We start from the raw sequence: 26,676 nt of genomic DNA, 5'->3' as shown, positions 1-26,676 counted from the left end.
CGCCTTCGGCGTGACGAGGCGGGCAGGCGATGGCCCGGCGCCTACGGCTTGTTCCCGGGCCGGGGTGGCAGTTTCGGCTGAAGCGGCAGCCCCTTCCACAACCCAAAACTTGCCCCGAGGCCCGCGCGAGGGTACAGGACAGGAAACACATTGCACCCAAGGACACTCCATGACCGCTTCCGCCGAATTCCAAGACCGCATGCTCTCTCTGGGCCTCGCCCGCGTATCCGAAGCCGCCGCGCTGGCCTCGGCCAAGCTGATCGGCAAGGGTGACGAGAAAGCCGCCGACCAAGCCGCCGTGAACGCCATGCGCGAACAGCTTAACATGCTCGACATCGCGGGCGTCGTGGTCATCGGCGAAGGTGAGCGGGACGAGGCCCCGATGCTCTATATCGGCGAAGAGGTCGGCACTGGCAACGGCCCCGGCGTGGACATCGCGCTCGACCCGCTGGAAGGCACCACGCTGACCGCCAAGGACATGCCCAACGCGCTGACCGTGATCGCCATGGGCCCGCGCGGCTCCATGCTGCACGCGCCGGACACCTATATGGACAAGCTCGCCATCGGCCCGGGTTTCGAAACCGATGTCGTCACCCTCGACATGAGCCCCGGTGAGCGCGTCGAAGCCTTGGCCCGCGCCAAGGGCTGCGCCGCCTCCGACATCACCGTCTGCATCCTCGAACGCCCGCGCCACGCCGACATGATCGCCGAGGTTCGCGCCACCGGTGCCGCCATCCGTCTGATCACCGATGGTGACGTGGCTGGCGTGATGCATTGCGCCGACCCTGAAACCGGCATCGACATGTATATGGGCCAAGGCGGCGCGCCCGAGGGCGTCTTGGCAGCCGCGGCGCTGAAATGCATGGGCGGGCAGATGTATGGCCGCTTGCTGTTCCGCAACGAAGACGAAAAGGGCCGCGCCGCCAAGGCCGGGATCACCGAGTTCGACCGCATCTATTCGCGCGACGAGATGGTCACCCAGGACGTGATCTTTGCCGCGACAGGCGTCACCGGCGGCAACATCCTGCCGGGCGTGAAACGCGAGCCGGGCTGGCTGACCACCGAGACGCTGATCATGCGCTCGCGCACCGGCTCGGTCCGTCGCATCAGCTACCGCACCCCGGCGGAGTGAGGGCCAGACTGGCCCTCCCCACCCCCTTCCATAACGGCCAAATGAGGTCCGCATGAGCTTTCTCGGTGTCGAAACATCTTTGACCGGGCGGCGCTGGATCGGTCCTGACGTGGAACTGACCCGCGCGGCGGAACTGCTGATGCAGCGCGCGGGCCTGCCCGATCCGGTGTGCCAAGTGCTGGCGCGCCGCGGCGTGGTCGATACCCAAGCGGCGGGCTTTCTGGCCCCCGCTTTGCGCGACCTGCTGCCCGATCCCCGCTCCCTGCGCGATATGGAGGCGGCAGCGACGCGGTTTCTTTCGGCCCTGCAAAACCGCGAACGCATCGCGATTTTCGCGGACTATGACGTGGACGGCGGCTCTTCCGCCGCGCTGCTGCTGGTCTGGCTGCGCGACATGGGCCACCACGCAACCCTCTATATCCCCGACCGTATCGACGAGGGCTATGGCCCCAATGACGAGGCGATGTCCGCCCTCGCCGCGGAGCATGACCTAATCGTCTGCGTCGACTGCGGCACGCTTTCCCACGGACCGATCGCCGCCGCCAAGGGTGCGGATGTCATCGTGCTCGACCACCACCTTGGCGGCGAAACGCTGCCCGATGCGCTGGCCGTGGTGAACCCCAACAGACAGGACGAAGATGGCACGCTGGCGCATCTCTGCGCCGCTGCAGTCGTGTTCTTGATGCTCGTCGAAGTGGGGCGCCAACTGCGCGAAGCGGGGCGCAAGGGGCCAGACCTGATGGCGATGCTTGATTTGGTGGCGCTGGCCACCGTCGCCGATGTGGCCCCGCTCACCGGCGTCAACCGCGCCTTCGTGCGTCAGGGGCTCAAGGTCATGGCCCGGCGCGCGCGCCCCGGCCTTGCCGCCCTGTCGGATGTGGCGCGGATGGACACCGCCCCCACGGCCTATCACCTCGGCTTTCTGCTCGGCCCCCGCATCAACGCGGGCGGGCGCATCGGGCAAGCAGACCTTGGTGCGCGTCTCTTGGCCACCGCCGACCCGCATGAGGCCGCGGCCCTCGCCGAACGGCTGGACCAGCTCAATACCGACCGCCGCGAGGTTGAGGCCGCTGTGCGCGCCAGTGCCATGGCACAGGCCGAAGACCGCGGCTTTGACGGACCGCTGGCATGGGCCGCTGGCCCCGGCTGGCATCCCGGCGTGGTGGGCATCGTTGCCTCACGCCTGAAAGAAGCCGCCAACCGCCCCTCTATCGTCATCGGCATCGAAAACGGCATCGGCAAGGGCTCGGGCCGCTCGATCAGCGGCATCGACCTCGGCGCGCCGATCCAGCGTCTGGCCGCCGAAGGGCTGCTGATCAAGGGCGGCGGGCACAAGATGGCCGCAGGCCTGACCGTGGCGGAAGACAAGATCGACGCGGCGATGGCGCGCTTAGGCGAATTGCTCACCAAACAGGGCGCGCATTTGGCAGGCCCCGCCGACCTCAACCTCTGCGGCATGATGATGCCCGGCGCAGCCACCGTGGAGCTGGCCGAGATGGTCGACCAAGCCGGCCCCTTCGGCGCCGGCGCCCCTGCCCCGCGCTATGCCTTTGCGGACATGCAAATCCGCTTTGCCAAACGCGTGGGCGAGAACCACCTGAAAGTGAGCTTTGGCGACGGCCTCGGCGCGAATCTAGAGGCGATTTCCTTTGGCGCCTACGACGGCCCCCTCGGCCCCGCGCTGGAGAACCACGGCGGCGCACGTTTCCACCTCGCGGGCCGTCTCGACATTAACAATTTCCGCGGTCGGCGCACCGTTCAACTGCGTTTGGAGGACGCCGCACGGGCCTGAAAACTTTTTCTGAAGAAACTTCATTTTTCCGCTTGCAGCCCCCCGCAGTATTACTTAAACGTCCGCTCACAGACAGAGCAGCACACACTAAACGCTGCACTGACCTGCCAGACAAAAGAGTGGCCCGTTCGTCTATCGGTTAGGACGCCAGGTTTTCAACCTGGAAAGAGGGGTTCGATTCCCCTACGGGCTGCCACTTTTCTTCTCTAAAATCCAAAGACAAGCCTCTAGAGACACTAAAGAATCCCCTCGGAATCGCGCAGCCGATCCGCGGTTTTTGGCGTTTACCCACCTGCCCCCTGCGCCCAACTGTCGCCCATTTATCGCCCTGACATTATTGTGAGAATTGCGCGATGGCTGGTGGCTTGTGCCTCTGCAACCTCGCTATCCGAAGGCACATAAGCTTAGTGGCCGACACCTAAGACAGATGATTACCCGGAACTTCAGAACCCTATAAGTCTCATATTTATCAACGACTTAATATCTCATCTACGCCTGCGCACGCCCTCCCCTCCACCATCGAACGCCACACATCTGCACCCCATGGCGCTCCCATAAGGCCCTCAACTCACTCCTAAATTCCCACCTGCCCGCCGCCCCGCGAAACAGTCTGTTTCTGAGAAAAAGGATCGAATAAGGCGAAAAGGTGGTAACAAATGATACATATCCTACCTGAACGTATAGGCCGGATAGGTCGTTGAGACGGAGCGGTGCGAAGGCGCCGTGGGCCGAAACGGTCCGAATGAATGCGATTGAACCCTGGGGGGTTTGGAATGAAGTACTTTGACGCACACAACCATGTCTATGGCTCGATGGAAGTGATCGCCGGTCCGGTGCTGGGCCGTGCGCAGCCTGCCATGGCGGGGACTGCGGTGCTGCCCGCGCCGCGCGCGCTGGCGGCCCTTCGTCTGCGTCCGACCGGCCTTTATGGCCGCTACGCGAAACCGCTTCTCGACCGGCTGCTGATCCTCGCGTCCCTGCCCATCGCCCTGCCGATCATCGCGCTTTGCGCGCTGGCGCTGTGGATCGAAAGCGGTCAGCCCTTCTATACGCAAAAACGCCTTGGGCGGGGCGGCAAAGGCTTCTCAATCCTGAAGCTGCGCACCATGGTGCGCGATGCCGACGCGGTGCTGGAGAGCTACCTTGCCGCTAACCCGGCGATGCGGGCGGAATGGGATGAGATGCAAAAGCTGAAGGACGATCCGCGCATCACGCGGGTCGGCGCTTTCCTGCGGGCCACCTCGCTGGATGAGCTGCCGCAGCTTTGGAACGTGTTCAAAGATGACATGAGCCTGATCGGCCCGCGCCCCATGATGCCCGACCAGCTTGAGATGTATGGCGATGCGAAAGCCTATTTCGCGCTGCGCCCCGGCATCACCGGGCTGTGGCAGGTCTCGGCCCGTAACAACAGCCGTTTCACCTACCGCAATGAGGTCGACGCCGCCTATCGCCGCAATCTGTCGCTGCCGATGGACCTGACCATTCTGCTGAAAACCGTCGGCGTCGTCTTGCGCCGAACCGGGTGCTAAGCGATGCTCGCCGCGCCCGGCAATAACGAGAAATCCAGCGCCTTATGTTCAAGAAATCGAAAGGGAAGACGATGAGGGACCTCTACGCATCCGATGCCCTCGGCGCGGATAACAGCGATGTGACGGCGCAGTTCGGCGGCCCGGGGATGCGCCACAGCATCCGCCCGCGCCGCACCGGGATCGACCATGAAGATGAGTTCGACGGCGATTTCTCCGAAGGCGACCTGACCTTTGAAGACAGCCTACCCGCCGCCCCTGCCGTTTCCCGCTACATCGGTGACGACCGCGCGCCGCGCTGGCAAGATCTGCCCATCGCCACCCCTGGCCCCGGCGGCGACATGCCGCTGGTCGACGATCATCGCAACAGCGCCGCCGCGCGGGCCTTTGACCTGCTGCGCACACGCCTGCGTCAGACAACGTTAGAGCATCGCTGGGTCAATATCGCCATCACCGCCCCCACCTCTGGCTGCGGCAACAGCTTTTCGGCGACCAATCTGGCGCTGAGCCTGTCGCGGGTGCCGGGATCGCGCACCGTGTTGATGGACATGAACATGCGCAGCCCCGGTCTGGCCCGTGCCTTTGACATGCAGGCCCCCGGCGCGATGAGCGATCTGCTCAGTGGCCGCGCCGACCTCGGCAAGGGGATGCTGCGGGTGAGCGATACGCTTGCCCTTGGGCTGAACGACCGGGCCGAAGTGAACGCCGCCGAAATCTTGCAAGACAGCGCTACGGCGGAAACCCTGCTGCGTCTGCGGGCCTCGCTCCAGCCTGAAATCGTCCTCTACGACATGCCGCCGATGCTGGAACATGATGATCTTTCGGCCTTCTTGCCGCAATTGGACGGTGTTTTGCTGATCTCGGACGGCAGCCAGACCATGGCGCGTCACCTGCGCGAATGCGAACGGATGCTCGAAGGTCAGGTGCCGCTCTTGGGCATCGTGCTGAACCGGGCGCGGGCCTCTAGCCTGCCGAAATATGCCTGACACCCCCTGTCGCCGTCCTTGCTTGCGCCCTATTATCGCCCAAGTCATCTGATCTAGGCAGGGAAACTCCGCCGGGCAACGGTCGGGGGCTTTGGGCAGGTTGGAAAGAGGCACATGGGACCGATCTATACATTCGATGACTTCATCGACATGATCCGCCGCCGCGCGGGCGTGATCATCTTGATCACGCTTCTGGGCTGTATCGCCTCGGTCTATTGGGCACTGTCGACGCCGCATGTCTACCAATCCTCCGAAGTCATCCAGATCGAGCAGCCCAAGATCGCCAATGATCTTGCCCCCTCTACAGTCGAAGGGTCTTCGGCGCGGCGTTTGCAATTGATCGAACAGCAGTTGATGGCGCGCGGCACTTTGGTCGATATCATTCAACGCTTTGATCTTTATGACGATCTGACTGCGCTGCGCATGTCGGAAAAGGTTGATCTGCTGCGCCGTTCGGTCACCATCACCGGCGTCGCGGCCCCGCGCGAAGGCTATGCGGATGACGGCACCATCTCGGTCATGACCTTCACCGCCGAGATGGACAATCCCGCCGACGCGCAGGCCGTGGCCCGCGAATTCGCCGACCGCACGCGCCAGATGTCCGCCGCCCGACGCCAGAGCCAGACGCAAGAAACCTTGGAGTTTTTCCAGCGCCAAGAGCAGAACCTGATCCGCGACATTTCTGAGCTTGAGGCCGAACTGGCCGATTACCGGGCCGAAAACGATCTGTCGCTCGAAGGCAGTCTTGAGTTTCGCCGCGGCGAGATCAGCAGCCTCAATGACGCCATTCTTGAACTTGACCGTGAAATCATCGCCACGCGGCTGGCGCGCGATCGGGTCAACCCCGATGCCCGCGCTGCCACCATCGCCCGCGAACAGGCCGAGTTGGATGCCACGCTCGAAAGCCTGACCACGCAGCGCGACCTGCTGCAAGAACAGCGCGAAACCCTGACCGCCAGCCTGCAAACCTCGCCCGAGGTCGAGCGGGAGCTGGCCCGGTTCGAACGCCGTCTGACCCAGCTGCAAGACCAGTTGGAGGTGATCACCGCCCGTCGGAATGAGGCGGAGGTGGGATTCTCGCTCGAATCCGATCAGCGGGGCGAGAAGCTGATCACGTTGGAGCAGGCCGAACTGCCCGAATACCCCGTATCGCTCAGCCGCAAGAAACGCGCGGCGGTGGGCGGGATGGCCAGCTTGGCGCTGGCGCTGATCGTGGCCTTTCTGCTGGAACTGCGCCGCCCGGTGATCCGCTCGGCCCGCCAGATGACGCGCGAGACGGGGTTGATCCCTGTCGTGTCGATCCCCGACCTCAGCCCGCGCGAAAAGCGCCGGACCTTGGGCAAAGTCTGGCAGGAGCGCCTGAAGGCCGGGAAAGAGGGCCGCGCCGCGCGGATGGCCCGCAAGCAAAAGGGGTGAACCGCTCAGACCGTGGCGCTCAGCCCCAGCACCCGGTCCCAATGCAGCCAAAGCGCCAGCGCGCCGAGCGTCAGCCCCAAGAGGGCGAAGGTCAGATCATGCCGCGCGTCCCAGACGCCATGCGCCCTTGCGAGCCAGATCAGCACCAGATGCGACAGCACCATCGCGGCCCCCAACCCGATCAGCGCCCCCGGCAGACCGGCGGTGACCACCCCCGCCAGCAGCAGCCCCACTTGCAGGCTGGCCCTTGAGGCCGAAGAGATGAAGAACCGCCGCGAATCCCCAGCGGCCAAAGCCGCTTGATCATAGGTCATCCCGATCACCTGCGGCATCAACGCCAGCGCCAGCATCACCAGAATCGCGCCGCTTTGCAGATAGCGCGGATCATAGAGGACCGAGACCAACCAAGGCCCCGCAAGCGCCATGACCACCAAAAGCGCCAGCAACCCAGCACTCAGCCCATAGCGCATCCGCTTGAGCTTGGGATGATCGCCGCACCCCGCCTCACGGTAGATCGGGATCATCACCCGCCCGGTGACGTTCTGCCCCAACAGCAGGGGGAAGCTGGCAAGGAAATAACCGATATTGTAGATGCCCAACCCTTCGAGCGAGAGGAACTTGCCCAAGATCGCCTTGTCACCCTGACTGGCGAAGAACCAGAACATGGTCGACAGGAAAATCCACTTGCCGAAATGAACCAATTCGCGCACCGCCGGACGCTCCCAGCGAAAGCGGTTGCCCGGCCCCGGCAGAAAGGCATGGGTCAGCGCCAGTTTCGCCACGGCCCCCACCACGCCGCCGATCACCAACGCCGCCACCGATTGATAGAGCGCCGCGCCCAAGATCATCACCGCGATGCCCATTACCTGCGATGTCAGGTCCAGCAGCGTCAGCCGCCCCATTTGCAGATGCCGATGCGCCGTTTCGATCCGGGTGGGGTTGAACCCGGCCACCACGAGGCTCAGCGCCGCGATGGGCAGATAGGTCAGCAGGAGCGGCTCGTCGTAAAACGCCGCCACTGGCCATGCCAATGCAGAGGCGGCCAGCCACAGACACGCCCCCCGGATCGCTTGGATTGTCCAGGCAGTGTTCAGGAAATCCGGATCATCGCCACGCTTGCTCTGCGCGATGGAGGGGGCGATGCCCACGTCCGAGAACAGCGTCAGCCCGACAATCACCACCTGTATTAACGCCATCAGACCAAAGGCTTCGGGAAAGAGCAGCCGCGTCAGGATCAGGTTCGACGCCAGCCGGATCGCCTGCGACCCGCCATAACCCAAGACGATCCAAGAGGTCGAGCGCAGCGCCCGTGCCATCAGGCGATTGCCCGTTACCGCTTGGGAAAGCTTGGAAAACACTCGTTGCTGCGCCTCTGCCAGTTCTCTGTGAAAGCCTAAAGCCTTGCCCGCCCTTGTGCCAGTGGCAAGCGGGCGGGTAACAAGGTTTATCAGCCCCAAGCCAAGGCCGCACCGCCCGTGAAGATCGCCTATATCCTCAACACCTATCCGCAGCCCTCGCATTCCTTCATACGGCGCGAGATCGCGGCGCTAGAGGCGGCGGGCTATGAGGTGGACCGTTTCGCCATGCGCGGCCCCGATGTCCCTTTGGTCGATCCGCAGGACAAGGCCGAGGCGGCAGCGACCCAGTATGTGCTGGCCGCCGGTGGCAGCGCCCTAGCCCGTGCCGGTCTGCGCCTGATGCTGCACGCGCCGCGGCGGTTCGGCCAAGCGCTGCGCGATGTCTGGCAAGCCGCCCGCCGGGCCGAGACGGGGCTGGCCCGCCATCTGATCTATCTGGCCGAGGCCTGTTATCTGCGCGCCCGGCTTGAGGGGAGCGACATCCAACATCTGCACGCCCATTTCGGCACCAACGCCGCGATGGTCGCGATGCTCTGCCACAGGTTGGGCGGGCCGCGCTATAGTTTCACCATCCACGGGCCCGAAGAATTCGACAGCCCGCGCGCCCTTTCGCTCGGTGCGAAAACCCACCACGCGGCCTTTGCCGTGGCGATCAGCCAGTTCGGGCGCAGCCAGATGTGCCGTTGGGCCGACCCGGGGGATTGGCCGCGTATCAAAGTCGTGCATTGCGGCATTGAGCCCGCCAAATTCGCGGCCCCCGCCCCCCTGCCCGATGGCCCGCGCCGTCTCGTCTCCATCGGACGTTTCGTGGAGCAGAAAGGCCAGCTTGCCCTGATCGACGCCATGGCACGGCTGCGCCAGAGCCACCCCGATCTGCATTTGACCCTGATCGGCGACGGCCCCCTGCGCGGCGCGATCGAGGCCGAGATCGCCCGCCACGGCCTGCAAGAACGCATCACCCTGACCGGCTGGGTTGATGAGGCCCGCGTGACGGCGGAACTCGGCGCCGCCCATGCGCTCGTCATGCCCAGTTTCGCCGAAGGTCTGCCCATGGTGGTGATGGAGGCGATGGCCGCCGCCCGCCCGGTGATCGCCACCTATATCGCAGGCACGCCGGAATTGGTGCAGCCGGGCGAGACCGGATGGCTGGTGCCCGCAGGCGATGTGGCGGCCTTGGCCGAGGCGATGGCCGCCCTGCACGACGCCCCCCTCACCGCGTTAGAGGAAATGGGCACGAAAGCCCGCACGCGGGTCTTTGCACGCCATGATGTCGCCCATGAGGTGGCGAAACTCGCCCAGCACATGCAAGAGGCCGCCCGCTAGCGCCCCCGCACCCAGCGGTTGGCACTGCGCAGGACCGGCGCATGGATCGTGAGGCGCACAGCCACAAAGACCAGCGCGCCCAAGGGATCGGCCAACGCGCGCCGCCAAAAGGGGCGCAGTCGGTCATGGGGATCATCGTTGCGCATCAATTCAGGGAACAGCCGCGCCACTTCGGCCACGCCTGCATCCTGCCGCCGGCGCACCCGCACCAGTGGCGCGAAACCTTCGATCATCGGCCAGTCATAGCGGGCGGGCACGGCGATGCGCTCCTCGGGGCGAAAGTTCAGCCGCGCGAAAGTGTCGTCCGAGATGATATCGGGCCACGCCCCCCACCGCGCCCGCCCGGCGCGGTTCATCGCAAAGACGCCGAAGCCCGGCACGCCATGGGTCATGAAACCGGTCGTCCGCCAGAACCGTGTGTAATGGCGCGTTACCCAATCGCCTGAGGTCGTCACCCGTGGCACCCCGCTGCCATAGCGCGGCGCGTCTCCGTCCAGCGCTTTGGCCAGCTGCGCCAGCAAGGGAGGTGAGACCAGCACATCGGCATCGAGATAGATCAGAACCGCCCCCCGCGCCGCCGCCTCGCCTGCGTTCCACGCGCCAAGCTTGCCGCCTTGGGCTAGTTCCAGCACCCGCAACACCCAGCCCCGCACCTCGAATGACGGGATCGCCGCGCGGGCAAGTTCGGCAGTGTTGTCCGAGCAGCCATTGGCCACGACGATCACCTCAACCGGCCCTGCCAGCGGCGCGGAAGCGCAGAGCGCATCCAGGCAAGCGGGCAGCCAGACGGCTTCATCATGGGCGGGGATCAACACGCTCACCCCTTGGAACGCGTTGGTCACTTCCATGCGGTCAAAGCGTCCCACCGCGGATTGTCATCCGCCAGATAGCGCAGCGCCCCCCAAGAGCCCCAATTCGTCGGGGCGTAGACGTCGGAGTAATGGGTGAAAAGCTGCCCGCCCACGACCAGCCAGCCCGCCATCAGATCGGTATAGAGCGCGCCCATCTGTGCGGAGTAATTCAGGTGGTGAAAGAACGCGGTCAGCCCCTCGTCATTCACCTGCGCGCCGAGGCCGACCACATGGCTGCCGCCTTCGTACATCACCAGATCGAGGTCATGCGCCCGGGCCACAGCGGCGTGATGGGGCCAAACGCGGCCAATGAGATCGGCCAGCGTGTCGGTCTCCAAACCGCGGGTGCCCCCGTTGCGCAGGTCCTGCGCCGCAAGGGCTGTTGCCGCGTCAAAGCGGTGGGCCGCGATATACTCGGCCAAAGCGCCGCCGCTCAGCCCCTGCGCCTCCCCCTCGGCGCGGGCCTTGGCAAGGCTATCGGCCAGCCAGCCGCTGACCAACTCGGCATTCTCCTCCAACCCCAGCACGCCGCCGAAATACCCGGTGATCGCATAGGCATCAAAGGCCGTGGCGGGGGCGCTGTTGCCCGCCTGCTCGGCCACGTAGAGCGGCGCGTCCAAGGCTTCGCGTTCAAGCCCCAGCCACCCCGTTTGGCTCGCGATCACATTGCGCAACCGCGCCTCGGCCTCACCGCCGAAAACATCCGTCCAGATGCGCGCCACTTCGGCGGCCCGCAGGCCGTAGAACTGCATCCCCTTCTCGGCCTCATCCCAGCGGGCCTGCGCCATCTCATCGGCCCATTTGGTCTGGGCGAATTGCCAGTTCCACACCTCGTTCGAGAACTCCACATAGGCTTTGCGCTCGCCCTCCAACGCCTCTTCGACATAGGTCGCAAAGGCGGTCACATAGCCATCATCCGCCATATGCGGCATGTTGAACCACGGGTCGATCCCCAGTTCATTGGCCAATGCGACCATCACCTCCACCGGGACACCGCGCAGGGCATAGGTCACGTCTTCCGGGCGCGGACGGTCCTCCCAAGTGGCGATGGGGCTGTCGTTGGTGGCCATCCAATCCATGAAGCGCAGCACCTTCATCCCCGTCAGATGCCGCGTCCAATCAGGGTTGAAACGCGCCCCGGCGTCGTAATCGGCGACGCGGTCTTCGCGGACCACGGTGATCTCGCGCGGCGGGTTGTTGCGGTGCATGCGCTGAATGCGAATGTCGACACTGCCCGGCCCCGGCGCATAGTCGAACCGCACCTCGTTCTTACCATAGCGCACATTCTCGGCCCGGCCCGTGACCTCGATCACGCCCTGCCCTTTGAAGCGGAGCAGATAGCGGCCTTTCAGCGTCGTCGCCTGCGCCGGCATGTCGGTTAGGATCAGCGTGCCAATGCTGCCAAGTTCGCGCGGCATCTTCACCGGCCAGCCCTCGGCATCGAGATAGCCGCCTTCGACCAGTTGCGCATATTCCATCCCGCCAAAACGCCCGGCCACATGGCCAAGCCACGGGCGGGCGGTTTTCATCAGGTCGAGGAAAGGGGCCTGCACGCTCCAATCCGCGATGGCGGCGAGGCCGATGCCCATGTCGCGGGTGCCCGCAACGGCCTCCTCGGGGGCGGTAATCTTAAATGGGGCTGGCGGATCGAGAGGTTTCGCGGTCTTGGGCGCATCGCTGACCGGGGTCTGCGCAGGCGGGCCGGTCGGGGTAATCGGCGCGGTCTGGGCGTTGTCCTCGGCCACGGGCCGCGTCGCGAGGGGCGCCGGCATCACGGCACCGCCCTGATAGTCCTGCACCGCCTCCCAGGCCACCCGCTGCAGGGCGCGGGCAAGATCAGGCTGGGGCGTGTCGAAAGCCTTGCCCCAGCGATCGTTAAAATCCGTCGGCAGCCCCAGGGGGTCTTTGCCCGTCAGCCTGGCATATTGCACCATGGCGACGAAGTAGTGGCCGAGGTCGTTCAAATGGATGTCATCCGCGAAGAGCGCGTCGATCCCGGTCAGCCCAGAAAGGTTTTCGGCGGCGATTTCGTCATAAAGATGGGCCATCGCTTGCCCGGCTGGGATCACCTCGATCGTCGCGTTCTCCGAACTGCGCCCCGCACGCATAGCCGATGCGATCCCCTCCCACGCGGGCAGATCGCTCTCCAACCTCTCGCGCCACGGGATATGGGCGTGATCGTCATAGGCCACCGCCTCCCCGCTGCCGCTTTTCAGCGAATGCCATGTCTCTTGCAGATAGACTTTCACTTCCGGATTGGCCGCCGCCGCAAGATCAAAGAAGGCCTGCGCATAGACTTCGGTGTCCGACCAGCGGGTGTGATTGGCCAGCGGGATCGCCTCGGTCAAGATGAGATGGGTGATGTCCCCCTCGGGCAGCAGCGCACGGGCATCGACCCCCTCGGCCCGGTCCGATTCATCCCAATTGTAGCGCAGGGGCGCGCCGTTGATGATCTGCGCGCGCACCTCGCCTTGGCCCACCCCGGCGCGCAGCGCCTCTTGCAGCATATCCGGCCCTTCGGCCCCGAAAAGACTGTGGCCCACCATCAGGACCGAGAACAGCCCGCCCAGACCGCTCATGCCGCGACCCCGCTGTCAGGATGGGCGCGGACCACGTCCCAGACCACCCGCTGCATCAGCCGCGCGGCCTCCGCGCTTGGCGCCTGCGCCGGGGTGCCGTCGGCGCGCAGCAATTCGTGCGGCAGCCCTGCCGGGTCGCGGTGATAGAGGGTCGCGTAATGGGTCAGCGCCACGAGGTAAGCCCCCTGATCGTTAAAGTGGATCGTATCGGGGCGGCCATTCTCATCGCGCGAAAAGAGGTCATGCAGGCTGATGATACCGCCCATCCCGCCGGTGGCGTCGACCGCCCGGACAAAGGCCGCCATGACCTGCCCGGCGGGGATCAGATGAATGGGCACCTCCGATTGCTGCAAGGCGGGGTAGATCACCTGCCGCCGCCAGTATTTATCCAAGTCCCGGTCGATGCGCTTCAGCCAGCCGTGGCCGTCATCCGTGTGGTGCCACGTCTCATAGAGGTAGACGCGAGTGTCGGGCCGGGCGGCATGGGCCAGCCGCGCCCAATGGGCAAGGTAGTCGGGGCTGTCGTGATAGCGGATGGCATCGGCAATTTCGACCATCTCGGTCAGCACCACCGCGTCGTAATCGCCCGAGCCGATGGCCGCCCGGGCGGGCCGGTGCTGCGCGTGATCGTTGGACCGCTCGAACCCGTTCACAGGCACATCCGGCTCCCAATGGTCGCGCAGCGAACTGCCCCAGCCGGTCTGGCTGTGATAGCTATGCCCCGTCCCCGCCAACTGCGCCAACATCGCGGGCATGTCGCGGCCCACCAGTGAATGCCCCAGATGATAGACCTGCAGCGGCCCCGAAGGCGCGTTCAGCGGCGTGGCATAGAGTTCCTCCGCCCGGTCCTGCAACTGCGCCCGGCGAAAGACCCAAGACCCGCCGCCGAGGCTGGCAAGCGCGGCGCCCCCCAGAAAGAGACGGCGTGAGAGTGCGACCATGAGATCAAGCTCCTTTGCGATCAATCTGCCCAATCGCCACCCCGCTGACAAGGTGGCCCGCCACCGACGCGATCCGCCCCGGCAGCTTATCGCCGCGGCTAAAGCCCTCTGTGTCTTGGGTAAATCGCGCGTCGAAGGTGGTATTACCGCCAGATAGGGTGACCTCAAGCCGATCAAAGCCAAAAAGCGCCTTGGTCGCTGGGTACTGCGCCTTATAGGCCGCCTCCTTGGCGCAAAAGATGCGTTTCGCAACCGCTAGGTCCGCACCGCCGAGGCGGGTGATTTCCGCCGGAAGGCAGATTTCGGTGAGCAGGTCTGCGGGCAGCGGGCTGTCGTCTTCAATATCGACGCCGAGGGTCTCCACCTCTGCCCTGCGCGCCAGAACCGCGATGCACCAGTCGTCACAGTGGCTGATTGAGCCGGTCAGGGCGGGTGGCCAAATCGGCGCGCGGTCGGCGCTGGCCAGCACCCGCGCAGGCGGATGGCCAAGCGCCTGCATCGCCTCCCGTGCCGCGTGGCGTCCGGCGGTGAATTCGGCTGCACGCTTGGGTCGTGCCCGTGCGATGAGGGTCGCCTCGTCCCCCAGCAACGGCGGATAGGCTCCGTCGGGTCGGGTCACGGCAACAGCGACCGGGAGATCGAAAAGAGCCTGAACGGCAGTCCTGATCTCGGCTTCCGCCGTCACTTCAACCCCGCCCGCGGCCACGCGCGGCCCGCATGAGGCGACGTTTCGACATGGTCTCGGACCGCGCGGAGGGCTCGGCGGCAGAAGGCGTCTTGGCCGGTGCGGTGGTCTTGCCCCCCAGCCCGTCGATATGTGCCGCCAGTCCGGCAAGGGTAGGGAAACGGAAGATATCGGTGATCGACAGGGCGCTGACATCCAAAGCCGCCTTAATGTCGCGATGCGCCTGTACCGCCAGCAGCGAGTGGCCGCCGAGGGCAAAGAAGTTATCCTCGCCGCGAATGTCCCCTAGCCCCAAAAGCGCGCTCCAGACCTGCGCGATCGCCGCTTGGCTGCCGCCTGCGGGCGTCTCGGCCTCCGGCGCGGCAGGGGCCGGCGCGCTTTGTCGGCTCGGGGCGGGCAGCGCCTTGCGGTCGATTTTCTTGTTTGGCGTCAGTGGCATGGCAGAGAGGGTGACGATGGCCTGCGGCACCATGATATCAGGGAGATGCGCGGCCAATTGCCGCCGCGCGGCGTCGCTATCCACCGTCTTTTCCGCGACCACATAGCCGATCAACTGCGCGCCACCCTGCCCGGCATCCTCGCGCAGCACCGCCACGGCTTGGCGCACCCCCGGCAACTCGGCAAGACGCGCCTCAACCTCGCCCAGCTCAATCCGGTGGCCACGGATCTTGACCTGCGCATCGGCGCGGCCCTCGAAATGCAGCACGCCCTCGGCGTCCATCCGCACCAGATCGCCCGTGCCGTAAAGGTGGCCCCTGCCGGTGAAAGAATCGTCGATGAAACGCGTCGCTGTCATCTCGGCCCGTTGCCAATAGCCCTGCGTGACGCCATCGCCCCCGATCCATAGCTCCCCCGAAGCACCGATGGGCAGCGGCTGCCGCGCGGGGTCGAGGATATGAACCTGCGTATTGGCGATTGGCCTGCCGATGGGCGCGGTGGTGGCCTCGGCACTGTCGAGCATATGGGTCGTGGACCAGATCGTCGTCTCGGTCGGGCCATACATGTTCTGGATCTGCGCCGAGGTCGCCGCGCGCAGCCCGCGCAGCAGGGTGCCGGGCAGCGCCTCCCCCCCGATGATCAGCGATTTGATCCGCGCCAAAGCGCCGCGCGCCTCGTCGTTCATCACCATCATCTGCGCCATCGAAGGCGTGCATTGCAGATGGGTCACCCCGTGGCGGATGATCTGCGCGGCGATGGAGTGGTCATCCGCCGCCGGTTGCCCGCCTGCATTGGCGCGGTGCAACACCTCGGCCAAGGGCGCAAGCCCCGCCATCACCTTGTCGGTCGGAATGCCATAGTCGATCAGACAGGCGATTTCATCCACGCCGATACGCTTGAGCTGCTCGGCCCGCGCCAGACCATCGGCCACGGTGCCGAACATGCCGCTGTCGTTGAAATAGCGTTGAAAGGCGAACTCAAGGATCGCGTCCATTTCCTCAGGCGAGAGACCTTCGAGGTCGATCTCAAACGGATTCGTCGTGCCCGCCGGTTTCTTGAAGGCCGGGAAGGCCCATGCGTATTGCTTGATCAGCCCCGCCGCCGACCGCAGGTATTCCTTCATCGGCCCGCGCGCCGTCTCTTCGGCCTCGGCGCGGGTCTGGGCGAGATAGCTGTGCAGCATGACGGTGACCCGATGGTCCGCCGGATCATGGCCCGCCGCGCGCAGGGCGTCATGGTAAATCTTGATCTTCTCGGCAACCTCCTCCACGGACTGGCCCAGCAGGTGGGTCAGCACATTGGCCCCAATCTCCCCCGCTTCCTTCCAAGTCTGCGGATTGCCCGCCGTGGTCACCCAGATCGGCAGTTTGTCAGAGACGGGGCGCGGCTGGGTCACCACCGCGTGGGGCGTGCCATCGGCGCGGGGGAACTCTACCGGCTCCCCGGCCCAGAGCCTGCGCAACTGGTCGATGGCGTCATACATCGCGGGCTTGTTTTCGGGCGGCGTGTTCTCCGGGCGCAGCACGAAATCGTCGGGCTGCCAGCCGCTGGCAATGGCGAGACCGACGCGCCCATTGGTCAGATTATCGATCACCGCCCATTCCTCGGCGATCCGTGCGGGATGGTGCAGCGGCGCCACGCAAGACCCCGCCCGAACGTCGAGGTTTTGCGTCACCGCCGCAACTGCCGCGCCGGTGACGGAGGGGTTGGGGTAAGGGCCGCCAAAGGCATGAAAGTGCCGCTCGGGCGTCCAGACCGCGTTGAACCCGTGGGCGTCGGCGAATTTCGCCCCTTCAAGCAGCAACTCGTATTTCTTGGGGCCGACGCCATCGTCATTGCCCCAATAGAACAGGTTAAAGTCGATCCTGCGGTCGCTCGTGGCGATTGGGCCGTTCGACATGAGCGCCCGGTTGTCATCGCCCGCCAGCACCAGCTTGAAGCCTCGCGCGAGGGTCCAAAACAGCTCCAAGACCGAAATGTCGAAGCTGAGACTTGTCACAGCAAGCCAGACCGCCCCCGCCTCATGGTCGATCCGGTCGTCCATCCCGGCAAAGAAATTCGCCACATTAGCATGGCTGACCATCACCCCCTTGGGCGTCCCGGTCGAGCCGGAGGTGTAGATCAGATAGGCGAGGTCATCCGGCCCGGCGCTGGCGGCTGGGTTCGCCGTCGGTGCCGTGGCAAGGCGCGGGTCGCGGTCGATCTCAACCACCTGGGCGTCATGCCCGGGCAGGCTGGCGGTGAGGGCCGATTGCGTGACCACAATAGATGCGCCGCTGTCCGAGAGGTAATGCGCCAGACGGTCTGCCGGATAGGCCGGATCAAGCGGCACATAGGCGGCCCCGGCTTTCAGGATGCCAAGCGTGCCGACCAGCAGGTCCACCCCTCGTGCGACGCAAAGCGCCACCGGCATCCCCGGTCCCGCCCCCCTATCGCGCAGCAGATGCGCCAATTGGTTGGCGCGGGTGTTCAATGCGGCGTAGCTCAGCGTCTCACCTTCAAAGACCAGCGCGGGCGCGTCGGGGGTGCGCTCCACCTGCGCCTCGAAAGCGGCGTGGATGGTGTGGGGGTCATAGGCGCGCGTCGTCGCGTTGACGCGGGCCAAGGTCTGCGCCTCGGTCTCTGGAAGCGCCCAGACGGTGCCGCAGTCCGAGGCCTCGATGATCTTGGCAAAGGCCGCCTCAAGGCGTGCGGCGAGGAGGTCGACCGCGGCGTCGGTCAGCCGTGTGCTGTCGGCATGGAGCTGCGCGCCTTGTGGGGTGAGGCAGAGGGTTAGCGCGGCGCCCGCAAGCGGTTCATCGCTAAAGGAGATCGCGAACTCCGGGGCGGCAGCCACATCAATCGCCGGATCGCGCAGCGGCAGGTCGCGGGCGAAACCTGCGGCATCCTTCGCGCGGGTGAGTTGGGGATCCAGCTGAGCCAGCAACTCAGTCAGGGGGGTCTTCGCCTCTGCCGTGATGGTGATCGGCAGCCAGTCGGCGATGAGCGGCGCGGGCGCGCCTTCACGCCGCAAAGCGATGCCGCCTTCGGTGGCCCCGGCGCTGCGCAGGGCAACTAAGGCTGCGGCTGCGACCTGCTGCGCGGGGTCACTCCCCTGCGGCAAGGTGATCTCCCGCGCCACCCATGTCTTCGGCGTTTCGGTTGCGGTGGCCAAGGGGACCGGCAGCGCGTCGAAGCCGGTCAGAGCGCGCCGCCAATATGCCTCTTCAGCCGGTGCCGGAACCGGGCCTGCCGTCTGGAGCAACATATCCCCGGGGGCGAAAAACTGCGCGGGAGCAACGCTTTCGCCCGCCATATCGCGCAGGTCATGGAGGGCGATATGCGCATTCTGCGCCGCCACGATCAGCCGCGCCTCGTCGACCTCAACAACCTCGCCGGGCGTGCCGCCCTGCCCCGCCGCGCGTTCCACGCGGGACACGGCCAGCACCGTGCCACCCGTGCCCAGAATTTTCGCCGTGGTCAGCGGGTTCCAATAGCTTCCGAAATCAAGGCCGCGGACCAGCGCGCCGATCTCCTCCGCCGTTTTGGTAAAATCGATCAGCCCGCCGTTCTCGGGACGTTTGTCCTTCGCGAGATAGCTGCGCTGGCTCAGGTCTTGGGCGGTGCCTTGCAGGCTGCCGCTTTCCAACTGGGCCAGAACCTCGCCAAAGCTTTCCATCCCGGCGGCGTAGCATTTGGAATTGAGGCTGAAGGCCGTCTCATCGGCTGCGATATCAACCTCGCGCTGCGCCAGCAGGTCGCCGGTATCGACGCCGGTCTCGATCAGATGCCAACTGACCCCATGCCGCGCCTCGCCATTGATGATCGCCCAAGCGGGTGTGTTGAGCCCGGCATAGCGCGGCAGCGGACCATCGTGAAAGTTGACCGCCCCGCGTTTGGGCAGCGCCAGAACCGTGTCGGGGATCAGCCGCAGGTTGGCGATGCTCAACATCCAGTCGGCGGACAGCCCCATCGGCAAGAGTTCCTCGGCATCGCGGCAAAGCGCCAGCCCCTGCCCCTCGGCCCAAGCGCGCACGGTGTCGTCGCGGGTGATCACGGCAGCGATCCCGTGCCCGCCCGCCAGCAGCATTTCGCCGCAGGCGATGGTGAGGGATTCGTCGCCCATTAAGAGGGCGGTGAACGGGTCTGTCTTGAAGCTGACGGTCATCAACGGTCCTCCGTGGCGGGGCTACGGCTTGGGTCTTGAACAGCGGGGGTCGCGCGCCGCGCGGTGAGCGCATGGGCCGCAAGGTCGCGATAGAAACCCGGCGCGTCTTCCGGGCGGCGCCCGGTGAGCAGGCAGCGCAGATGGTGCAACCCGCCCCCGGCAAGCCGCGCGAGCGTGGCCAGTGCGGCATAGGCGCGGCCATGGTTCTTGGCGAAATAGCGGTGGCGGCTGTCGAACCAATAGCGCGGCATGCGCCGCCATTCCTTCATCCCGGTCGAGACTGAGCCGACATGCACGCAGCGCGCCTGCGGCACATACCAGCAGTCCCAACCCGCCCGCGCGGCCCGAAGGCAAAGGTCGGTTTCCTCATAATAGAGGAAATAGGCTTCGTCGAAGAGGCCGATCTCGGCCAACATCTCCCACCGCATCATGACGCTGGCCCCGGCCACCCAATCGACCTGCGCCGCCTTTTCAGGCAGGGGCGGCGCCACGACCGAGGCAGCGAGCAGCCGCGTCAGCGGGCCAAAGCGCGCAGCGGCCTCCAACTCTCCGGCGGCAGAGGGGAAACGAAAGGCCGTGGCATGTGGCAGATCATCCTCTCCGCGGACATGGCTGCCAGCCAATCCGGCGCGGGGGTGGTTTTGCAGATGATTTAAGAGCGCCCCGATACAGCCGCGATCGAGGAAGGCATCCGAGTTCACCACATGCACGAAATCCGGCGCGGACCCGTCGGACATTCCCGCCCGCATGGCCAAGTTGTTGCCCGCGCCAAAGCCGCCATTGCGGGGCGAAGCGATCAGCCGCACCCGGTTGCCCGCGCCCCAGCCCCGCGCGGCGATCTCCTGCGCCAGTAGCGCGGCAGAGCCATCGCCGCTGTCATTGTCGACGATCACCAATTCGGCACCCGCATCGGGCATATCGGCCAATGCGGCCTCAGCCGCGCGCAGGGTCATCTCTGCGGTGCGGTAATTGAGGATGACGACCAGAAGGCGGGGCGGTTGTTGCATCATTCCGCCGCCGTGGCTTGGGTGTGGTCGTGGCCTGCGCCTTCGGACAGGGCCGCCGCGATCACCTCGGCCAACTCTTGGGCCAGCACGGTCACATTCGGGGCCAGCACCATGCTGACGTGATCGCCCGGCACTTCGATCACCTGCAAGCGCGGCGCGTATTGCCGCCACTGGTTGTCCTCATAGACATATTCCTTTTCCGCCGTGACATACTGCCCGGCAGAGACCGCCCAATGGCGATCCAACGGCGGGCGGAACAGGGTCATCGGCCCGTCCCACTGCGGGGTTTCATACCGCCCCACCGCGCGGAGGAACGCCGCCTGAATGCGCAGGCTGTTAAAGGAAACCCCCTCGCCCTCGCCGCTCGTCTCTTGCGGCGCCCGGCGCCGCTCACGCTCCCACGCCCAGCGGTTGCGCGCCCATTCCAGCAGATAGGCCGGGCCTTTGCAGCGCAGTTCGGCCAGCTTGATATGCACCTTGTCGATTTTGCTGAGCGACGGGCGCACGGGCAACGGCGTGTCGAGCATCGCAAGAACGGCCACCTCCTGCCCCGCGGCTTTCAACTGCTGCGCCATCTCATAGGCCGTGATCCCGCCGCCGGAGTATCCGGCCAGCAAATAAGGCCCTTGGGGCTGCAAGGCGCGGATTTCGGCGATGTAATCCGCCGCGGCGGCTTGCACCTTTTCATGAGGGGCCGCGTCTCCGATCAGCCCACGGGCCTGCACCCCATAGACCGGGCGCTCATTGCTAAACGGCAGGGCAAGATGGCGCAGGTTCAGCACATTGCCGAACATCCCGGCGACCACGAACAGCGGCGTCGCGTTCTGCGAGGACTGGTTGAGCGGCACGAGGTAGTCAAAGCGCTGTTGCGAGCCCGCCGCCTGCGTCTCGACCGCCTCCGCCTGCGCCAAATCCCCGCGCTCCGCCGCGATCAGCGCTGCGCATTTGGCGATGGTCGGCGCTTCGAAAAGGACGGAGATCGGGAACTCCACCTTGAACTCCCGTTTGACCGCCGCGAAGAGGCGCACCGCCATCAGGGAATGGCCGCCGAGGTCAAAGAAACTGTCCTCGACCCCCACGGGGCTGACGCCCAATAGGTTCGACCAGATCTCGGCCAATCTCTCTTCGATCCCATTGCGCGGCGCCACGAAGGAGCCGTCGAGATCGGGCCGCTCGAAGCTCTGCCCTTGGGCGGCCGCATCGGTCAGCGGCGCATCGGCCTGCGCGATCAGCCCCTGCAAGGGCAGCGAAGAGACCATGACCTGCGGCGCCTCCAGCGCCAGCGCGCGGCGCAGCGCCTCTGGCCCCTCCTGCGCGCGGATGCCTTGGCGCACCAGACGGGCCAGACGCTCCTCGGCGGGGCTGAGGCTTTCGCTGCTGTCGGCATCCTCAAAGATCACTTCGCGGGCGTCAGGCGGGGACACATCGGCAAAGGCCCCTTCAAGCCGCTTCATCGCGAAATCGCGAACCTCGACCAGAACCATGCCCTGCGGATCGGTGATCGTCACGTCGAAACGGGCCAAACCCTCGGCCCCCGTGCCCTCGGCCAGCCGGACATGCGAGCGGACCTCGGCTGGCAGCGGGGCGTGGAGCGTGATCTCCCCATAGGACAGCGGCACCCAAAGGTGGCGCGCGGCATAGCCGGGGATCAGCGCCATGGCCCAGCCGGTGGCGATATCCATCAGACCGGGGTGCATCAGGTAGCCATCGGTCAGATCACCCTGTGCTGCCTCAGGCAGGTGCAACGTGGCGATGCCCTCACCTTGCCCGAGGGCCATGCGCTGCAATACATGCCAGCGCGGGCCGAACTTCAAATGTGCCTCTTGAACAGCGGGCAGATGGCGCCCGGGTGCGGCCTCGGCCACATCCTCGCACCGGGCGGCGATGGCCGCGAGGTCAAGCGGTTCGGCCCTGCCGTCCGCCGGAGACATCCGCGCTTGGACATGCAACTGCCACGCAGGCTTGCCGTTGACCACACAGGCGCTGCGCAACTCGGCGGCAAAGCCCGCACCCTCAGGCGCCAGGGTGATCTTGATCCGACGCTGCGCCCCATCGGCCAGCGGCAGGGGGCGCAGGAAATAGAGGTCTTGCAGGGTGAAGCCGCCTAGCCCTTGGGCCGCCGCCGCTTCGGCCAAAAGCTCGATATAGCCCGTGCCGGGCATGATCGCGCGGCCATCCAAGGTGCGGTGTTGGGCGAGCAGCCAATGCGAGGCTGCAATCTCGGTCGTAAATTCGGGCGCGCCGCTCTCGCCCGACCCGGCGGTTTCCAGCAGCGCTGCCTTGATCGGGCGGGCAGGCAGCGCAACGGCACCGCCGCCACCAAAGCTCTCTGCCGCCATGCCGACATCGGCCCAAACGCCCCAGTTCACCGCCACCACGCGGGTCTGCGCCGCGCGCCGCGATTGCGCAAAGGCGTTGAGCCAGGCATTGGCCGCCACATAATCCACCTGCCCCGCCGCGCGGGTCGCGGTGGAGGTCGAGGAAAAGAGCACCATGAGGTCGAGCGTGCCATCGGGCAGCAGTTGATCCAAGACCCGCAGCCCCTGCACCTTGGGCGCAAGCACCGCATCGATATCCGCATCCCTCTTGGCCAAAAGCGGCGCATCATCCAGCACCCCCGCGGCATGGATCACCCCCGTCAGCCCGCCGTGGCGCGCGGTCAGGTCGTCGATCACCCGGCGCATCTGCGCAAGGTTGGCGACATCAGCCCGGGCCACTTCGACCGCCCCGCCCGATTGCGCCGCCTTGGCCTCAAGCCGCAGGACAGCCCGCAGGCGGCGCGCCGTGGCATCAGCCGGGCCGTGGCTGGCAAGGTAGCTTTCCCATTCATGGCGCATCGGGAGGGCCGCGCGGCTTAGCAGGATTACGCGGGTGCCGGACGTCTCCAAAATATCCGCCGCGAGGGTCAGGCCGATGCCCCCGAAACCGCCGGTGATGAGGTAGCTTCCCTGAGACTTCCAGCCTGGCAGATCAGCCTCGGGCAGCGCGGCGGCGCGGTAGCCCAGCTCATAGCGCCGGCCAGCACGGTGGGCGACTTGGAGGTTGGCGGGGGTCGCCAAAAGCTCTTCGATCAAGTCCGAGGGGTCAATCACCGGCGCGGGCGCCACCGGTTTTGCGAACCATCCCGAAGGGGCCACAGGCGCGACCTCGGGCAAGTCGATCTGCGTTGCCGTCAGCCCCGGCACCTCGCGCGCCATGACCCCGACGGGGCCGGAGATGAGCGCTTTTTCAGGATAGGCCAGCCCCTCCTCTGCCACCTGCGCGGCACCGGTTGTGAAGACGCTGAGGTGCAGCGGCGCGGGGTTCTCGGCCTCAGCCAAAGACTGGGCGAGCCACGTCAGGCTCCAGAACCCCTGTTCGACATTGCGGTCAAACCGGCTGGAGCCGGGGCGCGGGGCGGCCTGATCATCGGTCAGCCAGAAATGCGCGATCCGGTCGGGCCTCTGCCCATCGGCCTCAAGCGCTGCGATCAACTGGTCATAGCCCGACCGCCCCTGTTCGGCGGCAAGCGTGAAATGATCGGCGCTGACGCGGTCAAAGGCATCACCCGCCGTGACCTCGACCACCCGGTGCCCTTCGGCCCGCAACCGTGCCGCGGCCTCGGCCCCCAGCCCCGCCGTGTCGGAAAAGACGAGCCAGTTCAGCGGGCCGGAGAGGTCCAAATCCCGTTCGGCATAGCGCGGTTGCCAATGCGGCAGCGCGCCCCAGTCGCCGGTATCCTCCAGCCGCTGGAGCGGTTGTTCGGCAGGGCGCGCCGCCGCCTCACCCGGCTCGATGAAATAGCGCGCGCGCTGGAATTGATAGGTCGGCAGCACCACGCGGTTGCGCCGCGCCTCGCCCCAGATCTGCGCCCAGTCAGCCTCGACCCCGCAGGCCCAGAGCCGCCCAATCACGCTGAGGAAATAGGCGTCGTCCGCGATCTCTTGTTCAGGATGGCGCAGTGAGGAGATCACCTGCCCCGGCGCCACATCCGCGTTCATCTGCGCGAGGGCCGACAGCGCCTTGCCCGGCCCGACCTCAAGGAAAACCCGCGGCACATCGCTGCTCAGAGTATCGATGCAAACGGCAAAATTCACCGTGTGACGCAGCTGTTCGACCCAATAATCGGGGTCCGTCGCCATCTGCGCCGTGATCACCTCGCCACTGCGGTTCGACAGGAAGGGCATCTGCGGCGCGCGCAGGTCAAGCGTGGCGAGGAAGGCACGGTAACGGTCAAGGATCGGGTCCAACATCCGCGAGTGGGCGGCGATGTCGATGGCGATGCGCTGATGATCGAGACCGGCGGCGTCGAGCCGCTCTTGCAGCGCCTCCAGCGCGTCTTCGGGGCCGGAAACGGCGATCAGTTCCGGGCCGTTCACGCTGGCGATATCAAGGGCGTCGCCCAGAAGCGGCGTGATCCGCTCCAGCGGCGCGGCGATACTAATCATCCCGCCCGATGGCACCTCATCAAAAAGCCGCCCGCGCAGCAGCACAAGGTCGATACAGTCTTCAAAACGCATCACCCCGGCAAGGCAGGCGGCGACATTCTCGCCCATGGAATGCCCCACCATCGCGGCGGGTTTCACGCCCCAAGACAGCCAAAGCTGCGCCAGCGCATATTCAACGATCATGATCAGCGGCAATTGCACCGAGGGGCGTTTCAGCTTGGCTTCGGCTGCCGCGCGGCCCTCAGGCTCCGGCAGCCAGATCGCGCGAATATCGTAGTCGAGTTGCGGGGCAAGATGGGCCAGCCCCCGGTCCATCCATTCGGCAAAGACCGGCTCGGTCTCGTAAAGATCGCGCGCCATATCGGCATATTGCGCGCCGCCGCCGGGGAACATGAAAACGACTTCGGGATCAGGGCCGAGGTGGTCATGGGTAAAGACGCGGCGGCTGTCGCCCGCCTCCAGCAGGGCCGCGGCCTCCTCATGGCTTTCGGCCACCAAGACGCGGCGTTTGTCAAAACCGCGACGGCCCTCTTTCAGGGTGAAGGCCACATCGGCCAAGGGCTGTTCGGGAGGGGCGCGCAGATGTGCTGCGAGCGCGGCGCTATTGGCGTCCAAGGCCGCCTTGCTGCGCCCCGAGAGGCAGAGCACATGGAAAGGGAAATCGCTGTCTTCCGAGGCCGCGCGGGCCGGTGCCTCTTCCAAGATCATATGCGCATTGGTGCCGCCCACGCCAAGCGCATTGACGGCGGCGCGGCGCGGGGTGCTTTGGCCGGGCCAGTCGTAAAGCCGGTCATTGACGCGGAAGGGCGAGCCCTCAAAAGGGATCGCGGGGTTCGGCGCCTCATAACCCAGCGAAGGCGGGATCTGCTTGTGGTGCAGCGACAGCGCCGCCTTGGCCAGCCCCGCCACCCCCGCCGCGGTGTCGAGATGGCCGATGTTGGTCTTGACCGATCCGATGCGGCAGAAGTCTTCGGCCTGCGTCTCGGCGCGGTAGGCTTGGTTCAGCGCGGCCACCTCGATCGGGTCGCCCAGATAGGTGCCGGTGCCGTGGCATTCGACCATGCCGATGCTCTGCGCCGCCACGCCCGCATCATTGAGCGCGCGGGCGATGGCGGCGGTCTGTCCGTCCACGGAAGGTGCCAGATAGCCCGCCTTGGCCGCCCCGTCGTTGTTCACCGCCGAGCCTTTGATGACCGCCCAGATGGGATCACCATCGGCGATGGCATCCTCCAACCGTCTGAGCGCCACGGCGCCTGCGCCAGAGCCGAAGACGGTGCCCTGCGCGCGGTGGTCGAAAGCGTGGCATTCGCCATCAGGCGAAAGGATCTCGTTTTCCTTGAACTCATAGCCGCGCCCCTGCGGCAGTTCGATCGTCACCCCGCCGGCCAGCGCCATGTCGATCTCACCCGCGCGCAGCGCCTGCGCGGCGTAGTGGATCGCCACCAGTGAAGTCGAACAGGCGGTTTGCAGGCTGATCGACGGGCCTTTGAGGTCAAGCACATGGCTCACCCGGGTCGAGAGGAAATCCTTGTCGTTCCCGGTATGGCGCAGCAGGAACATGCCCACATCGTCGACGAGGTCTGGGTTCGAGCAGATGTTGAAATAAAAATAGCTCCCCATGCCGCAGCCGGCATAGACGCCCACCGGGCCGGAGAGGCGTTCGGGCATATGCCCCGCCTGCTCCATCGCCTCCCATGCGACCTCGAGAAACTTGCGGTGCTGCGGGTCAAGGATGGCGGCGTCTTTTGGCGAAAAGCCAAAGAACTCCGCATCGAACATGTCATAGCCGGGCATATCGGCGGTGACGGGCAAATAGTTTGGCCGGGCCATCCGCTCAGCGCTTTCTCCGGCGGCGCGCAACTGGTCCGCGTCGCGCCGCTTGAGCGCGCTTACCCCGTCGCGCAGGTTCGCCCAATAGGCATCAATCCCTTCGGCGCCGGGCACCGTCACCGACATGCCGACGATCGCGATGTCACCGCGCGAAAGAGTGTTGTCCGTGCTATTCATTGCGACACATGTCCCACCGCCCGCTTGGCCACAGTGCGGCACCCTTGAGGTTCAATTTAAG

Annotated in this window: 14 protein-coding genes and 1 tRNA gene; 7 read left to right on the top strand and 8 right to left on the bottom strand. The window is 65.8% G+C overall.

Features of this window, described 5'->3' with window-relative positions:
- Positions 1–169 precede the first annotated feature (169 nt).
- From glpX to ACGYLA_RS12385, 6 genes are all read left to right on the top strand, one after another.
- Positions 170–1,132 (top strand): class II fructose-bisphosphatase, encoded by a 963-nt coding sequence (gene glpX / locus ACGYLA_RS12410; RefSeq protein ID WP_394432802.1) that lies wholly within the window; start codon positions 170–172, stop codon positions 1,130–1,132.
- Between the two features lie 52 nt (positions 1,133–1,184).
- A complete protein-coding gene (gene recJ / locus ACGYLA_RS12405) occupies positions 1,185–2,924 on the top strand; it encodes a single-stranded-DNA-specific exonuclease RecJ (protein WP_394432800.1) in 1,740 nt (579 codons plus the stop codon).
- A 121-nt stretch (positions 2,925–3,045) separates the two neighbouring features.
- Positions 3,046–3,120 (top strand) — tRNA-Glu (locus ACGYLA_RS12400).
- 616 nt (positions 3,121–3,736) lie between these two features.
- A complete protein-coding gene (locus ACGYLA_RS12395; protein WP_394432853.1) occupies positions 3,737–4,453 on the top strand; it encodes a sugar transferase in 717 nt (238 codons plus the stop codon).
- A 71-nt stretch (positions 4,454–4,524) separates the two neighbouring features.
- On the top strand, positions 4,525–5,436 hold the full coding sequence (locus ACGYLA_RS12390) for a CpsD/CapB family tyrosine-protein kinase (protein ID WP_394432798.1): 912 nt from the start codon (positions 4,525–4,527) through the stop codon (positions 5,434–5,436).
- 114 nt (positions 5,437–5,550) lie between these two features.
- Positions 5,551–6,852 carry a GumC family protein gene (locus tag ACGYLA_RS12385; RefSeq protein WP_394432796.1) on the top strand — a complete coding sequence of 434 codons (1,302 nt, stop codon included), beginning with the start codon at positions 5,551–5,553 and terminating at the stop codon, positions 6,850–6,852.
- A gap of 5 nt (positions 6,853–6,857) precedes the next feature.
- On the opposite strand, the gene ACGYLA_RS12380 is transcribed toward ACGYLA_RS12385, so the two are convergent.
- Positions 6,858–8,168 (bottom strand): oligosaccharide flippase family protein, encoded by a 1,311-nt coding sequence (locus tag ACGYLA_RS12380; RefSeq protein WP_394432794.1) that lies wholly within the window; start codon positions 8,166–8,168, stop codon positions 6,858–6,860.
- Between the two features lie 159 nt (positions 8,169–8,327).
- Here ACGYLA_RS12380 and ACGYLA_RS12375 point away from each other — a divergent pair, with 159 nt between their 5' ends.
- Positions 8,328–9,533: a glycosyltransferase gene (locus ACGYLA_RS12375; RefSeq protein WP_394432792.1), complete on the top strand. Its 1,206-nt coding sequence runs from the start codon at positions 8,328–8,330 to the stop codon at positions 9,531–9,533.
- Here ACGYLA_RS12375 and ACGYLA_RS12370 read toward each other — a convergent pair.
- The 7 genes from ACGYLA_RS12370 to ACGYLA_RS12340 all read right to left on the bottom strand — a co-directional run bounded on the left by ACGYLA_RS12370 (position 9,530) and on the right by ACGYLA_RS12340 (position 26,615).
- The gene (locus ACGYLA_RS12370) at positions 9,530–10,381 is read right to left on the bottom strand and encodes a glycosyltransferase family 2 protein (protein ID WP_394432790.1); all 852 of its coding nucleotides are present in this window, start codon (positions 10,379–10,381) and stop codon (positions 9,530–9,532) included. The two genes, ACGYLA_RS12375 and ACGYLA_RS12370, sit on opposite strands and share 4 nt — an antisense overlap.
- The gene (locus ACGYLA_RS12365; protein ID WP_394432788.1) at positions 10,372–12,963 is read right to left on the bottom strand and encodes a hypothetical protein; all 2,592 of its coding nucleotides are present in this window, start codon (positions 12,961–12,963) and stop codon (positions 10,372–10,374) included. Before ACGYLA_RS12365 ends, ACGYLA_RS12370 begins: the two co-directional genes overlap by 10 nt.
- Entirely contained in the window at positions 12,960–13,904 is a 945-nt protein-coding gene (locus ACGYLA_RS12360) for a hypothetical protein (RefSeq protein WP_394432786.1), read from the bottom strand. Before ACGYLA_RS12360 ends, ACGYLA_RS12365 begins: the two co-directional genes overlap by 4 nt.
- 4 nt (positions 13,905–13,908) lie before the next feature.
- Positions 13,909–14,523, bottom strand: a complete 615-nt coding sequence (locus tag ACGYLA_RS12355) for a 4'-phosphopantetheinyl transferase (protein ID WP_394432784.1) — start codon at positions 14,521–14,523, stop codon at positions 13,909–13,911.
- 67 nt (positions 14,524–14,590) lie between these two features.
- Positions 14,591–19,174, bottom strand: coding sequence for a MupA/Atu3671 family FMN-dependent luciferase-like monooxygenase (locus ACGYLA_RS12350; protein WP_394432782.1), 4,584 nt, complete (start codon positions 19,172–19,174; stop codon positions 14,591–14,593).
- Positions 19,174–20,181, bottom strand: coding sequence for a glycosyltransferase family 2 protein (locus ACGYLA_RS12345; protein WP_394432851.1), 1,008 nt, complete (start codon positions 20,179–20,181; stop codon positions 19,174–19,176). Before ACGYLA_RS12345 ends, ACGYLA_RS12350 begins: the two co-directional genes overlap by 1 nt.
- Positions 20,181–26,615 carry a type I polyketide synthase gene (locus ACGYLA_RS12340; protein WP_394432780.1) on the bottom strand — a complete coding sequence of 2,145 codons (6,435 nt, stop codon included), beginning with the start codon at positions 26,613–26,615 and terminating at the stop codon, positions 20,181–20,183. The genes ACGYLA_RS12345 and ACGYLA_RS12340 overlap by 1 nt, the downstream gene beginning before the upstream one ends.
- Positions 26,616–26,676: the final 61 nt, after the last annotated feature.

The sequence above is a fragment of the Sulfitobacter sp. 1A13679 genome (assembly GCF_043557115.1).
GTDB lineage: Bacteria > Pseudomonadota > Alphaproteobacteria > Rhodobacterales > Rhodobacteraceae > Sulfitobacter > Sulfitobacter faviae.
This window is presented reverse-complemented; position numbering and strand designations above follow the sequence as displayed.

What these genes read in the sequence shown, in the direction of transcription:
- ACGYLA_RS12340 (WP_394432780.1), bottom strand. Translation starts at nt 26,615, where the DNA reads ATGAATAGCACGGACAACACTCTTTCGCGCGGTGACATCGCGATCGTC.
- ACGYLA_RS12380 (WP_394432794.1), bottom strand. Translation starts at nt 8,168, where the DNA reads ATGGCACGGGCGCTGCGCTCGACCTCTTGGATCGTCTTGGGTTATGGC.
- ACGYLA_RS12390 (WP_394432798.1), top strand. Translation starts at nt 4,525, where the DNA reads ATGAGGGACCTCTACGCATCCGATGCCCTCGGCGCGGATAACAGCGAT.
- ACGYLA_RS12385 (WP_394432796.1), top strand. Translation starts at nt 5,551, where the DNA reads ATGGGACCGATCTATACATTCGATGACTTCATCGACATGATCCGCCGC.
- glpX (WP_394432802.1), top strand. Translation starts at nt 170, where the DNA reads ATGACCGCTTCCGCCGAATTCCAAGACCGCATGCTCTCTCTGGGCCTC.
- ACGYLA_RS12365 (WP_394432788.1), bottom strand. Translation starts at nt 12,963, where the DNA reads ATGAGCGGTCTGGGCGGGCTGTTCTCGGTCCTGATGGTGGGCCACAGT.
- ACGYLA_RS12395 (WP_394432853.1), top strand. Translation starts at nt 3,737, where the DNA reads ATGGAAGTGATCGCCGGTCCGGTGCTGGGCCGTGCGCAGCCTGCCATG.
- ACGYLA_RS12350 (WP_394432782.1), bottom strand. Translation starts at nt 19,174, where the DNA reads ATGACCGTCAGCTTCAAGACAGACCCGTTCACCGCCCTCTTAATGGGC.
- ACGYLA_RS12370 (WP_394432790.1), bottom strand. Translation starts at nt 10,381, where the DNA reads ATGGAAGTGACCAACGCGTTCCAAGGGGTGAGCGTGTTGATCCCCGCC.
- recJ (WP_394432800.1), top strand. Translation starts at nt 1,185, where the DNA reads ATGAGCTTTCTCGGTGTCGAAACATCTTTGACCGGGCGGCGCTGGATC.
- ACGYLA_RS12360 (WP_394432786.1), bottom strand. Translation starts at nt 13,904, where the DNA reads ATGGTCGCACTCTCACGCCGTCTCTTTCTGGGGGGCGCCGCGCTTGCC.
- ACGYLA_RS12345 (WP_394432851.1), bottom strand. Translation starts at nt 20,181, where the DNA reads ATGCAACAACCGCCCCGCCTTCTGGTCGTCATCCTCAATTACCGCACC.